Origin of the sequence: Leptotrichia buccalis C-1013-b, from assembly GCF_000023905.1 — a bacterium.
Lineage (GTDB): Bacteria > Fusobacteriota > Fusobacteriia > Fusobacteriales > Leptotrichiaceae > Leptotrichia > Leptotrichia buccalis.
The window spans coordinates 2,167,071-2,180,683 of sequence record NC_013192.1 but is presented as its reverse complement, the minus strand read 5'-3'; the positions used below and the strand labels follow the sequence as shown (position 1 = coordinate 2,180,683).

Annotated in this window: 10 protein-coding genes; 7 read left to right on the top strand and 3 right to left on the bottom strand. The window is 31.6% G+C overall.

Going from position 1 to position 13,613, the window contains the following annotated elements; genetic code table 11:
• Nucleotides 1-7: 7 nt before the first annotated feature.
• The gene (gene dnaX, locus LEBU_RS10175) at nucleotides 8-1,582 is read right to left on the bottom strand and encodes a DNA polymerase III subunit gamma/tau (protein ID WP_015770249.1); all 1,575 of its coding nucleotides are present in this window, start codon (nucleotides 1,580-1,582) and stop codon (nucleotides 8-10) included.
• Nucleotides 1,583-1,729: 147 nt separating this feature from the next.
• Here dnaX and kdsB point away from each other — a divergent pair, with 147 nt between their 5' ends.
• The 7 genes from kdsB (at nucleotide 1,730) to LEBU_RS10145 (ending at nucleotide 8,076) form a co-directional block, all read left to right on the top strand.
• Entirely contained in the window at nucleotides 1,730-2,476 is a 747-nt protein-coding gene (gene kdsB, locus LEBU_RS10170) for a 3-deoxy-manno-octulosonate cytidylyltransferase (RefSeq protein ID WP_015770248.1), read from the top strand.
• A gap of 47 nt (nucleotides 2,477-2,523) precedes the next feature.
• Complete coding sequence (locus tag LEBU_RS10165) at nucleotides 2,524-3,966, top strand: alpha-amylase (protein WP_015770247.1); 1,443 nt, start codon at nucleotides 2,524-2,526, stop codon at nucleotides 3,964-3,966.
• Nucleotides 3,967-4,013: 47 nt separating this feature from the next.
• Nucleotides 4,014-4,157: a hypothetical protein gene (locus LEBU_RS12055; protein ID WP_015770246.1), complete on the top strand. Its 144-nt coding sequence runs from the start codon at nucleotides 4,014-4,016 to the stop codon at nucleotides 4,155-4,157.
• A gap of 114 nt (nucleotides 4,158-4,271) precedes the next feature.
• Nucleotides 4,272-5,414, top strand: a complete 1,143-nt coding sequence (gene proB, locus LEBU_RS10160) for a glutamate 5-kinase (protein ID WP_015770245.1) — start codon at nucleotides 4,272-4,274, stop codon at nucleotides 5,412-5,414.
• An 83-nt stretch (nucleotides 5,415-5,497) separates the two neighbouring features.
• Nucleotides 5,498-6,754, top strand: coding sequence for a glutamate-5-semialdehyde dehydrogenase (locus tag LEBU_RS10155; RefSeq protein WP_015770244.1), 1,257 nt, complete (start codon nucleotides 5,498-5,500; stop codon nucleotides 6,752-6,754).
• A gap of 250 nt (nucleotides 6,755-7,004) precedes the next feature.
• A complete protein-coding gene (locus tag LEBU_RS10150; protein WP_015770243.1) occupies nucleotides 7,005-7,244 on the top strand; it encodes a hypothetical protein in 240 nt (79 codons plus the stop codon).
• 145 nt (nucleotides 7,245-7,389) lie between these two features.
• Nucleotides 7,390-8,076, top strand: a complete 687-nt coding sequence (locus LEBU_RS10145; RefSeq protein WP_015770242.1) for an N-acetylmuramoyl-L-alanine amidase family protein — start codon at nucleotides 7,390-7,392, stop codon at nucleotides 8,074-8,076.
• A gap of 141 nt (nucleotides 8,077-8,217) precedes the next feature.
• On the opposite strand, the gene LEBU_RS10140 is transcribed toward LEBU_RS10145, so the two are convergent.
• Both LEBU_RS10140 and mutS read right to left on the bottom strand, forming a co-directional pair.
• A complete protein-coding gene (locus LEBU_RS10140) occupies nucleotides 8,218-10,743 on the bottom strand; it encodes an LptA/OstA family protein (protein WP_015770241.1) in 2,526 nt (841 codons plus the stop codon).
• Nucleotides 10,744-10,765: 22 nt separating this feature from the next.
• Nucleotides 10,766-13,444 (bottom strand): DNA mismatch repair protein MutS, encoded by a 2,679-nt coding sequence (gene mutS / locus LEBU_RS10135; protein WP_015770240.1) that lies wholly within the window; start codon nucleotides 13,442-13,444, stop codon nucleotides 10,766-10,768.
• Nucleotides 13,445-13,613 lie beyond the last annotated feature (169 nt).

The window sequence follows — 13,613 nt, the reverse complement described above, 5'->3', positions numbered from 1 at the left end:
TTTAATGTTATTTTCTTTCTAAAATTTCTCCATCAAAAAAATTTATAGCCTTTTGTAAAAATTTATCTTCCTGATTTTGTGAACTTTCATCTTCAAGAAGAGTTTGAATTGTAACATCGGTATTACAAAGTGTATTAATAATTTTTTCAACTTTTGGCTTTTTCTCTGGCAGTAGAATTTGTTCACTGTGAAATTTCTGGTCGTTTGGAAATTTTATGTAAAGTATCCCGTTTTCGATTTTCGCAGGATAGCTTTCAACTGCAAGTGCTGCCAGCATTACACTTTCCTTTTTTATTTCATTCAGAATTTTTCTCCATTTTTCAGAAAAAATTGAAATATCGTAATTTTTGACAATTTTTTCATTTTCAGTTTTTTCTGTAATTTCAGCATTTTCTTTTGAATTAAAAGCAGCTTTCTCAATTTTTGGATTTATTGAAATTTGATTCATAACTTTTTCATAAATCATAGTTGACATTTCATTCATATCAGATTTACTAAAAGCCGAATTTACTGAGGAAACTGGTTCTTCTGAAATGTTGTTTTGCCTTAAATTTTTTCGCTGAGTTTTATAAAGTTCGTGAATTAGGACATAGCCAAGCAGTCGTTTATCTTCTTCATATTTAAATTCGTTTAATGTGAAAAAAATTGCACTAATTGTATCCAGCAGGAAATTTACCGATAAATCAGTCTTTTTCTTAAACTGCTCTTTCAGATAATAGGAAAAATCCTTTAAAAAAGTTTCAATAATAAGCCCTTCTTCCCAAATTTTATCAATAAAATCAACTAATTTTTCCTTATTCCCGTCTTTTATTAAATTCAAAAATTCTTCCAAAATGACATCAGGTACAACTCCCAAAGCATTTTGAGTCTTCGTAATATCAATTTCTTCATTATTAAAATTTGATACAACTTGCTCAAAAATAGAAAAACTGTCTCTCGCACTTCCCTCTGATTTTCTGTAAATCAAATCCAGACTTGCCTCATCAATCGTGATTTTTTCCTTTTCCGCCACATTTTTCAGCAATTTCTTTATATCTTTTTTATCAATTGGCAAAAAATCGTATCTTTGACATCGTGAAATGACGGTATCAGGGATTTTATCAATTTCTGTGGTCGCAAGAATAAAAATAACGTGCGAAGGCGGTTCCTCCAGAGTTTTCAAAAGTGCATTAAAAGCCTCTTTTGTAAGCATATGGACTTCATCAATTATGTATATTTTTTTTCTTCCTTTTACAGGCTGATAATTTATTTTTTCCTTTAATTCCCGAATTTCATCAATTCCACGATTGGAAGCCGCATCTATCTCAATCATATCCATAGAAATCCCTTGAGAAATTTCACGACAGTTTTCACATTCGCCACAAGGATTATCTGTAACATTTTCACTGTTCAGACAATTCACGCCCTTTGCAATTAATCTGGCAATAGTGGTTTTCCCAACTCCACGCGGTCCTGTAAATAAATATGCGTGCGAAAGTTTATTTTCCCGTAAAGAGTTTTTGATTGCCCGCAGTACAAATTCCTGCCCTGCAATTTCATCAAAATTTTGTGGCCGATATTTTCTATATAAAGTAATATTCAATATTCTCACCCTTTTTCATTGCTGTCTGATATTATAACATAAAAAAATACCCCAATCAACTAAAACTATATCAGAAAATATAATGTAATTTAAATAAAAATATGGTAAAATAGTTTTAAACATAAAGTTATGTAAAGGAGAAAGTCTATGAAAATACTGGGAGTAATACCTGCAAGATATGCCTCCAGCAGATTTGAAGGAAAGCCTTTAAAAGAAATCGAAGGGCATCCAATGATTGAATGGGTTTACAAAAGGGCGAAAAATGCGGATATTGACGAACTTGTAGTAGCTACTGATGATAAAAGGATTTTTGATGCGGTAAAAAAATTTGGCGGGAATGTAGTTATGACTTCTGAAAACCACGAAAATGGAACTTCCAGAATAATAGAAGTTATAAATAAGGATGAATATAAAAATTATGATTTTATAATAAATATTCAAGGGGACGAGCCTTTAATTGACATTGAGTCAATTAACATTCTGGCAAATAATTATCGTAATGAAAAATCAGAAATTGTTACATTAAAACAGGAAATGAAATTACAAAAGGATATTGAAAATCCAAATCATGTAAAAGTAATTACAGATTTTAACAATAATGCAATTTATTTCAGTCGTTCAGTAATTCCATATGAAAGGAAGCCAGATAAAAATTTTAAATATTTCAAACATATTGGAATTTATGGATACACAGCTAAATTTTTGAATGAATTAAAAAATTTAAAAGAAGGAATTTTGGAAAAAATAGAATCGCTTGAGCAGCTTAGATTTATTGAAAATGGGTATAAAATAAAAGTTCTTGAAACGGTATCAAATGTAATTGGAGTCGATACTGAAGAAGATTTGAAAGAAGTTATCGAATTTGTAAAGAAAAAAGGAATAAAAATTGAATAAATTTATAAAACTTTAAAGCAAAAATTGTAAAAAAGGAGGAATTTTTAATGGAAAATGGAGTAATGATACAATATTTTGAATGGAATTTGCCAAGTGATGGAAAACATTGGAAAAGACTTAAGGACGATGCTAAGCATTTGAGCGAAATCGGAGTCAGCGGAGTCTGGATTCCGCCAGCATATAAAGGGACTTCTGAAAATGATGTAGGATATGGTGCTTATGATTTGTGGGATTTGGGAGAATTTGACCAGAAAGGCACAGTCAGAACGAAATATGGGACAAAACAGGAACTGATTGAAGCAATAGAAGAACTCCACAAATACAATATAAATGTATATTTGGATGCAGTCTTGAACCATAAAGGCGGAGCTGATGAAACAGAAAAATTTCTGGCAATAGAAGTTGATCCTGAAGACAGAACAGTGGAAATATCCGAGCCTTTTGAAATAGAAGGCTGGACAAAATTCACTTTCCCTGGAAGAAATAATAAATATTCTTCATTCAAATGGAATCACAATCTTTTTGACGGTGTGGACTATGACAACAAAACTGGTAAAACGGCAATTTACAAAATCGTTGGAGAAAATAAGGACTGGGATGAGGGAGTTGATTCTGAGCTTGGAAATTATGATTATTTGATGAATGCTGATATTGACTTTTCACATCCTGAAGTACGTGAGGAAGTAATCCGATGGGGTAAATGGGTTGTAAATGAATTGAAAATTGATGGATTCAGAATGGATGCTGTAAAACATATAAAAGATGAATTTATAGCTGAATTTTTGACACAAGTAAGAGCAACTCACGGAGAAAAGTTTTATTCCGTAGGAGAATACTGGCGAAATGATTTGGAAAAATTGAAGGAATATCTGGATAATGTCGGATACAAGACAGATTTATTCGATGTTGGACTTCACTTTAATATGTATGACGCTTCTAAAAAAAAGCAGGATTATGATTTAAGAGAAATTTTTGAGCATACAATTGTCGCAACAAATCCAATGGCAGCTGTAACTTTTGTGGATAATCACGATTCTCAAAAAGGAAGCGCTTTGGAATCACAAGTGGAAAACTGGTTTATCCCACATTCATATGCAATCATTTTATTATCTAAAGATGGTTATCCTTGCCTATTTTATGGAGATTATTACGGAATAGGCGGAGAAAAGAGCCCGCATCAATGGATAATTGATAAACTTCTGGAAATACGGAGAATACATGCTTATGGGGAACAGATAAACCATCTGGATGATCCAAATGTAATTGCAATTCAGAGAACTGGACGTGATGAACGAACAGGTTGTGTTGCCGTGCTTTCCAATTCTGAAGAAGAAGAGGAAATTCAAGTAGAAATTGGAAAAGAAAAGGCTGGAGAAGTTTGGCAGGAAGTTACAGGAAGTGAATATGAAGATGTTGTAATTGATGAAGATGGAAATGCCAATTTCAAAGTGGAACCTGAAAAAATTTCTGTCTGGATACGTAAAAGTTAAGATTTTAAGTTAAAATAATAGAAAATTAGATTGAGAGGTAAATAAAAATGAGAAAAATTAAAATTGCAGGAGCAATAATATTTTTAGCAATGAGCTTAAGTTCTTGTACAGCTGTGGCTTTAGGAGCAGGAGCAGTTGCTGGAGGATATACTTGTGCCAAGACAACACTTTGTGATAAAATAAAAAAATAGAATTTTTTATTTAATTTACTGACACTTTATGTTATTTTAGGGGTATTATAACATACCCCTATTTTGTACTAAAGATTATGAAACATATAAAATATACTACTGGGAGAATAAAATATGAAAAACAGGAATACAAGAGAAGAAATTTTAGAAAATATTCAAAGAATAGTAGTAAAAGTAGGAACATCAACACTTACAAATGAAAACGGACATTTGGATATTGAAAAAATAAGAAAAATTGTACTGGAACTTAGCAATCTGCAAGATAAAGGATATGATGTAATTCTCGTTAGCTCTGGAGCTGTAGGTGCTGGAATGGGACTTTTAAATATAAACGAAAAGCCTAAAACTTTGGCAGAAAAACAGATGCTGTCGGCAGTAGGGCAAGTTTCACTTATGCAAATTTATCAGACACTTTTTAAGGAACATAACAAAATCGTGGGACAGCTTTTATTGACAAAAGAAGAATTTTCAAATAGAAAAAGATATTTGAACATGAGAAATGTATGTAATGCCTTTCTAAAAAGAAAAATTATTCCAATTATAAATGAAAATGACGCCATTGTTTCAAACGCATTAAAAATAAAAGTTGGAGATAATGACACTATGTCGGCACTTGTTTCAGGCTTAATTGACGCTGATTTATTGATTATACTGTCGGATATTGATGGGCTTTATAATAAAAATCCTAGAAAATACGAGGATGCTAACTTGATTCACATAGTTGGGGATATTAATGAGGATATAAAAAAAATGGCAGGAGCAGAAGGTTCAAAATTTGGAACAGGTGGAATGGTTACAAAAATTATTGCCGCAGAAATGGTAACGAAAATCGGAACAAGCCTTGTAATTGCCAGCGGAGATGAACCTAAAAACATCACAAGAATAGTGGAAAAAGAAAACATAGGGACACTTTTTGTGAAAAAAAATAAAAAAATCAGCCTAAGAAAATACTGGCTAGCATATGGACCAAGCAAGGAAGGTGCATTGACAATAGATAATGGTGCAAAATCAGCTTTAAAAAATGGAAAAAGCTTATTGTCAGTTGGGATAAAATCTGTAGAAGGGACATTTGATAAAGGTGCAATTGTGGAAATAGAAGATTTGAAAGGAAAAGTTATTGCAACTGGTATTTCAAATTACTCATCAGAGGAAATAAATCTAATAAAAGGTGAGCAAAGTGAAAATATAGAAGAAATATTGGGTTACAAATATGATGACGCTGTAATTCATATTGATAATGTGGCAATGAAAAAATAAAAAGGATTAACCGAATTTACAGTTGCTATTGAAATATTGAAAAAGTAAAAAAAATCGAAATAATAAGAGAAAAGAGGGAAAAAATGAGTTATATAAGCGAATTAGGAAAAAAAGCAAAAATTGCATCAAGAGAACTTATAAAAATTGGGACAAAGACGAAAAATGATGTGTTATTTGCAATTGCAGATGAATTAATTGCAAAAAAAGGAGAAATAAAGGTTGCAAATAAAATAGATTTAGAAAATGGAGAAAAAAATGGAATTTCTTTTGCTTTGTTAGACAGAATGACATTGACAGACGGCAGAATTGAAGGAATGGCTCAAAGTTTACGTGAAATGGCTATGTTTCCAGATCCAATAGGAGAAGTTGTGATAGGATGGAATCACAAAAATGGAATGAGCATCGCTAAAAAAAGAGTACCACTTGGAGTAATCGGAATGATTTATGAATCACGTCCAAATGTTACAGTTGATGCAGCGGGACTTGCAATAAAATCTTCAAATGCAATAATTTTACGTGGTTCTGAAGATGCCTTAAATTCAAATATTTATTTAAGTAAATTGCTAAGCAGAGTTGCAAATACTTACGGATTGCCAGAAAATGCAGTTCAACTTGTGGAAAAGCCAGAAAGAGAATTAGTAAAAGATTTGATAAGAGCAGATAAATTTATAGATGTGATTATCCCAAGAGGCGGAAAGGGGCTAAAAAGATTTATTATCGAAAATGCCACAATTCCAATGATAGAAACTGGTGCAGGAATTTGCCACATTTTTGTAGACGAAACAGCAGATGTAAAACAGGCATTGCCAATTATCGAAAATGCCAAAGTTCAGCGTCCAAGCGTATGTAACGCCATTGAAACTGCACTTATTCACGAAAATATCGCAAAAGCAATCTTGCCTGAATTAACAGAAATGCTTTTAAAAGATGGCGTAGAATTAAGATATAGCAAGGAAGCATTGGAAATCGTCGGAAATAGAACAGATGTAAAATTGGCAACAGAAGAAGATTTTGGGACAGAATATCTGGATTTAATTATGTCATTAAAGTTAGTGAAAAATGTAGATGAAGCAATTGAATATATAAATTCTCACGGAACACACCATTCCGACTCAATTTTGACAAGATCCATAGAGAATGCCGAAAAATTCTTAAATGAAGTGGATTCAGCAAATGTTTATTTAAATGCCTCAACAAGATTTTCTGACGGAGGAGAGTTCGGATTTGGAGGAGAAATCGGAATTTCCACACAAAAACTTCACGCAAGAGGGCCTATGGGAATTAGAGAGCTGACTACAACAAAGTATGTGATAAGAGGAGAAGGACAAATAAGAGAGTAATAAAATTATATTTATTTAAAAAACTTTACATAATGAATTTTAGTTACTTATTTCATTAAAAATTAATTTATTTAAAAGGCAAATAACATAAAAAAAGTATATAATGTATTATATCTTTGTTTTCATTTATTGAAAATTTTAAAGAATATTTGTATTTTAAATTGTTTGGTAAAAATTAATTATAAAATTAAAATTTATAAATATTTAAATTTGAAAAGTTAATAAATTTTTTTAAAGGAGTGATTAATTTATGAAAAAGTTAATCTTAGGAGTATTTTTATTATTTAGCGTACTTGGTTTTTCAAGATATGTAGAACGTTGCAGAGTAATATCAGGTGACACATGTGTAAGTTTACAGTCAGGAAAAAGATTTAATTTTAGCGGATACCCATTTTCAGGATCTAGTTACGGAAGTGTATATAGAGTATATTTTGAAGGAAATGGCTACAGAAACTTATATTTTACAGGGTCAGCATACTTGTATAATTAAGCTTTATAGTTTAATTTAATCTATTAAATATAAAAATTTAAACAATTTTCAATAGTTTTATTTTTACCAAACATTAAATATTAAAAATTTGAAAATTAAAATGATATTATTTATTTTTATAGTATAGAAAAGAGGAAAAACAATTATGAAATTATTATTTAAATTAATCATTCTATTCAGTACTGTTTCAGGATTAGTAAATGGAGCTGAAAAAATATGTATTGATCCAGGACATCAGGCAAAAGGAAATATGCAAACAGAAGAAATAGCACCTGGCTCAAGTAAAAGAAAACCAAAAGTGGCATATGGAACAAGAGGAGTTGCTACTAAAAAGCCTGAGTATCAACTAGCCTTAGAAGTTGGATTAAAACTAAGAGACGCTTTAAAAGCTAAAGGTTATGAAGTATTCATGATAAGAGAAACAAACGATGTAAATATCAGTAACAAAGAAAGAGCTTTGATGACTAATAAAGCAGGTTGTTCTGTATATTTAAGACTTCATGCAGATGCAGGAGGAAGTTCTGTAAGAGGAGCGACTGTACTTACATCATCAGCTAAAAATCCACATACAAAAAGCGTACAAAAATCCAGTGACCAATTCTCAAGAGCAATTTTATCAGAATATACAAAAGCAACAGGGTTTAAAAGCAGAGGAGTTGCATATAGAGATGACCTTACAGGAACAAACTGGTCAACAGTTACAAATACATTACTAGAAATGGGATTTATGACAAACTCAGAAGAAGATAGAAAAATGGCTTCTCCAGAATTTCAAGATGTAATGGTAAATGGAATTATAAATGGAATTGAAAAATATTTTAAAGAAAGATAATAAAAAATAGAATTAAGATATAACAAAACTACACAAAATGTTAAATTTGCAGTATGTGTAGTTTTTATTTTTTATAATTTTTTTCATACGATAAAAAAGAGACCATCCTAAAAAATTAAGATAATCTCTTTTACAAATCTTTTAAAATTGTTTTGAATAGGAAGCACCGCCATATGTTAAAGTAGCCACGTTTTTACTACCATTCTTTGACCACGAGATTGGAATAGTTATCATTCCCTTATGTGCATTTACTTTTACTGATGAAGGCGGTTTTCTACCATCTTCAGGGAAGTAAATGTTTCTTGCAGCTCTTTTAAGCAATTCATGCGCAGATTCTGATGGAACATTTACATTGAATTTCTTTTCTGATGTATTTGTTCCTGCTTTGGCTGTTGCAGTCATTGTTACTTCTTTTGAATTTCCACCATAAAATTGTTTGTTCATTTTTCCAGAAGGTGAATACAGGCTGGAATTTGATGATTTCCATTTTATTCTGACGTCAACTCCATTTGATGCCTTATCTGACTTTTTCAGATGTTCGCCTTCAGACATTGATAGCTTATCTATTACTTCCTGAGTTGCAGCAGCATTTTTAGGATCAGATCTTACTTGTTCTTCATCACTTTGACCTTGATTTTGAATTTCATATTGCATTTGAATCTTTCCTCGGTTTTCAAGAATTTTTTTATCCATATCATAAACTGCACTTTGAGAAGATATCATATTTTTTCCTTGATAAGTAACTACTTTCCCATTCAGCTTTATTTTTTTGTCCTTCAAATAAATTATAGCTCTATCCGCACTAGTATTGATTGTTTTAAATTGCGGTAATCGGCTTATAATTTTTACGTTATTTCTCGCATACCCTTCCTGCTTATTCATATCCATATACAAGTAATTAGAAGTCATTTTTGTATTATTTCTAAAATCTACCATAACTTTATCTCTTGCAAGAATAAGATTTCTTCCTGTATCAATTTCATTATACTGTGAATCCAATGTAACTTCTTTATAAGTCATACGGACATTTCCTTTAATTTCACTTCGGGTAATACTCATATTTTTACCGTTTTTATGTGAAATAAAATAAATTTTTGCTGTATTTCCTACAAAATTTACAGCTTCTGACTCTACAAGCGGTGTTGGGTCATTTATCAAGTCTTTTACATTTCCACGAATTTTACCTTTTACTTGACCGTCAAACCTGAATTCTTTCTTTTCAAAACTTCCTTGTCCAGTATTCGCTGTAATTCTATCGCCTTGAGTACTTGTCATTACCATTTTATTTGCAAAAATGTCCTTTGAAATTGTGTTCATTGTTCCATTTGCACCATGTACATTAAAGTTTTGCTTTCTTACATTAAATGGACCTTTCATTGAAGCTGCTCCAGTTTGGAATGCGTAAACAAGTCCAGTTCCATCCATTTTATAGTCATCATAATTTGCAGTATACTGGTCATTTGTTGTAAGTACATGTGTCTTAAGGTTATAAACTCCTGTTTTATACGTACCTGTTATTTTTCTTGGCAGATAGTTATAAGTACCATTTCCATCTCCGTTTAATATTTTGGAAACTTCATCATAAAATACGTGATCTCCTGTAATTATCATTGTTTGCCCCGTATACTTCACATTTCCTCTTCCATCAATCTGTTTTTTCTTAATGAAATACGTTGCCTTGTCTCCTGAAATTACTGAATTTCTACCCGTATAAACAATGTGTCCTTGACCTTCTATCCGCTCTTCTTTTCTGTAATAGTCAACTTTATCTCCAGTCAGTCTATTTTCAGGGTCAGTATAAATTACATGTCCTTCCGCGTTACCTACTTGATTTTTATCGTCAAAACGCATTTTATCCGCACGCAGTTGTCGATTTTTCTCTTTATCCTTGTAAAATGCATGTCCTTCCGCAGTAACTATTTTATTTATATCATCATAAGTCATTTTATCTGCTGTTAATTCCCTATTATTTGCATGATCCAGATAAATTACGTGTCCCTCTGCAGTTCCGAACTTATGCACTTCATCATAAGACATTTTATCTCCACGTAGTTCCCTTTTTTTCTTTTTGTCTATATAAATTACATGCCCTTCTGCATTTGTTATTTTCGTAGTAGTGTTATAAATAATTTTATCTGCTGTCATTGTTCTTTGTTCTTTATGATCAATGTGCTTTGCATGACCTATCGCTGTAATTATTTCAAATTTTGTAGTTGTTTCCACCCTGTCTGATTCTGATTCTGTTTTATCAATTTTATTTATTAACTTTGTTTTTACTGGAGAAATTAGTAAGTCCCCCTGCTTCTTATATTCGACACGTTCCGTATACATTTCCCATTTTTTATCTTTCGTTGCTCCTACTACTTTTCCGTGTAACGTTATATCAGATGTTTTTGTATTAACCTCAGCCTGTTTTCCAGAAATTAGCATTTTCTTTTTTAATAAATCTACAATTACATTTTTAAACCTTATAATCTCATCACCTTCAGAGCCAATTTGCTCATCTGCATAAATAATTGCGTCATCTTTTAATCTGTACACAACTTTTTTGGCTTTCATATCCTTTTGCATTTGTTCAAGTGGTGCAGGAATTTTTTTAAAGAATACCGCATATATAAAATATATTAGTATTAATATCAGCCCACCATAAGCTATTTTCTTCCACATTATTTTTCTCCTATTTTACCATTTAATTTCCTTTTTCCATTTCCTTCTTTAATTCAAACAAAAATTTCATCGCATCCATTGGTGTCATATTATTTATATCGTAATTCTCTATTTTATTCACAATTTCTATTAAACTTTCCTTTTCTTCTTCAATTTGTGCCAATTTTTTCTCATAAAACTGATTATTTTCACTATTTTCTAAATCATTTGCATTTTCAAATTCTTCAAAATCACTTTCAAATTCCAAATTTTCTCCAAAAAGTGAAAGCTGATGAACATCTACAGTTCTCTCGATCAATTCCTTTTTCTGCTCCAGCCGTTTCAATATTTTCTTGCTTTCAACCAATATTTCCTTTGGAAGTCCCGCTAATTTTGCCACTTCAATACCATAGGACTTATCTGCTCCGCCTTTCACAATATTTCGTAAAAACATTACTTTTCCCTGTTTTTCATCCACTTCTATCCGATAATTTACAATGTGTGCAAATTTATTTTCTAAATCAGTAAGTTCGTGATAATGTGTTGCAAAAACTGTCTTGGCACCGATTTTATCGTGAATATACATTAAAATGGCAGTCGCAATGGAAACTCCGTCGGTTGTGGAAGTTCCACGTCCAACTTCATCCAGTATTATCAGACTTTTTTCAGTCGCATTGTTCAAAATGTTGGAAACCTCGCTCATTTCCACCATAAATGTGCTTTGCCCAGTCAAAATATCATCAGATGCCCCTATCCGTGTCAAATATTTATCTATAACTGATAAATTTGCTTTTTTAGCAGGGACAAAAGAGCCAATCTGAGCCATTATTGAAATTAATGCGATTTGCTTCATATACGTTGATTTTCCCGACATATTAGGCCCTGTTAGCACAACAAAACTTTCTTTTTCAGTGAAAACTGTATCATTTGAAACATAATCTGTCCTTCCAATCAGCTTTTCCACAACTGGATGCCTTCCATCTTCAATTTCAAAGGAATATTCCTCATTCATTTCAGGTTTTGCGTAATCATTTTCAATGGCACTTACAGCAAAAGATACCATTACATCAATGTATGCCAGCCTTTCCGCAAGTTCTGACAAAATTTTCCGATGTTCCTTTATTTTTCCATTAATTTCCTTAAATAAATGGTACTCCAAATCTTCAATTTTTGCTTTAGAATTTATTATTGTGTCCTCATATTTTTTCAGCTCAGGCGTAATATACCGCTCCGAATTTGAAAGTGTCTGTTTTCTTATGTAATGCTCTGGAACCATACTTAGATTTGATTTTGTAATTTCTATAAAATATCCAAAAACTTTATTAAATTTTATTTTCATATTTTTAATTCCAGTAGTTTCCCTTTCCCGCTGCTCAATATCCAGTAAAAAGTCCTTCCCAGAATTCATAATATTCCTTATTTCATCCAGTTCCTCATTGTATCCAGATTTTATAATACCACCTTCACGCACTGAAAATGGTGCATCTTCATTTATACTGTCGTCAATTATCTTATAACACTCAAACAAAATATTTGCATCAATATTCTTAAAAAAATCGGTATTTTCCAAAATTTTCATTATTTCAACAGCTGATTTTATCGTCTTTTTCAATGCCGTCAAATCTTTCCCATTTTCACTCCCAAAGATTATTTTTCCCAAAAGCCGCTCTAAATCATAAATATCCTCAAGTTTTTCCCTCAAATCTTCACGAATCAAGATATTATCAATAAAATACTGCACATCTTCCTGTCTTTTCCGTATTTTTTCAATATTTAAAAGCGGATTATTTATAAATCTTTTTAAAAGCCGTGTTCCCATCGAAGTTTTACACTCGTCCAGCACCCACAAAAGCGAGCCGTAGACAGTTTTTTCCCTCTGATTTTTCAAAAGTTCCAAATTTCTGCTTGTAATCGCATTTATTTCAGCATAATTGGAAATGTTCACAAACTCAATCTTTTCCACAGTCAATTCATGCTCAACCTGCATAGCAGCCGCATAATCAAGTGCCATCGCCGCAGCTCCGATTATCCCCTTTTTATCCTTAATTCCATAACTTTCCAGCGACACAATCTCAAAATAATCCATAAGATACTTCGCACTATCCCGAATTTTACTCACAAAAGTTACAACTGAATCATTTTTTTGTAAAAAATCATCTAACTTTTCCTTTATTTCTCGATAAAAATCCTCTGTAACAAGCACTTCCTTAGGCTCAATCTTATTAATCTCGTTAAATAATTTTACAAAGTCAGCATCTTTTTCGACTTCTGTTACCTTAAACTCCCCAGTTGTTATATCAATATATGCAATCCCAATTTTATTCTCAATTTTCAAAATACTCATTAAATAATTGTTACTCTTCGCATCAAGTGCCTCCACATCCACAACTGTCCCCGGCGTTATAATTTTCACAACTTCCCGTTTTACAATCCCTTTTGCCATCTTCGGATCTTCTGTCTGCTCACAAATCGCAACCTTATACCCTTTTGAAACAAGTTTTGTAATATAAGAATCTGCCGAATGAAATGGAACTCCTGCAAGCGGTACATCTGCATTTTTTTCTTTATTTCTTGAAGTCAATGTAAGCCCCAGCTCTTTTGAAGCTTTTACTGCATCTTCAAAAAACATTTCATAAAAATCACCTAATCTAAAAAACAATATGGAATCCTCAAAATTTGACTTTATTTCCCTATATTGTTTCATCAGTGGTGTATCTGCCATTTTTTCCTTACCTCTGTCCTTTTTTTATTTTTTATAGTTAATTTTTTTCATAATTTTAAAGTATATCATAATTTGGCTTCTTTTTCAATTTTTGAAAAATTATCATTTTTTAATTAAAAATAGAAATAAATAAGAATTTTTAGCAGAATGGTCAATAATAGAAATGCAA

Excerpts from the sequence above, each read along its gene's own strand:
- LEBU_RS10140 (WP_015770241.1), bottom strand. The coding sequence starts at position 10,743 with ATGTGGAAGAAAATAGCTTATGGTGGGCTGATATTAATACTAATATAT.
- LEBU_RS10165 (WP_015770247.1), top strand. The coding sequence starts at position 2,524 with ATGGAAAATGGAGTAATGATACAATATTTTGAATGGAATTTGCCAAGT.
- LEBU_RS10145 (WP_015770242.1), top strand. The coding sequence starts at position 7,390 with ATGAAATTATTATTTAAATTAATCATTCTATTCAGTACTGTTTCAGGA.
- LEBU_RS10150 (WP_015770243.1), top strand. The coding sequence starts at position 7,005 with ATGAAAAAGTTAATCTTAGGAGTATTTTTATTATTTAGCGTACTTGGT.
- LEBU_RS10155 (WP_015770244.1), top strand. The coding sequence starts at position 5,498 with ATGAGTTATATAAGCGAATTAGGAAAAAAAGCAAAAATTGCATCAAGA.
- proB (WP_015770245.1), top strand. The coding sequence starts at position 4,272 with ATGAAAAACAGGAATACAAGAGAAGAAATTTTAGAAAATATTCAAAGA.
- mutS (WP_015770240.1), bottom strand. The coding sequence starts at position 13,444 with ATGGCAGATACACCACTGATGAAACAATATAGGGAAATAAAGTCAAAT.
- kdsB (WP_015770248.1), top strand. The coding sequence starts at position 1,730 with ATGAAAATACTGGGAGTAATACCTGCAAGATATGCCTCCAGCAGATTT.
- LEBU_RS12055 (WP_015770246.1), top strand. The coding sequence starts at position 4,014 with ATGAGAAAAATTAAAATTGCAGGAGCAATAATATTTTTAGCAATGAGC.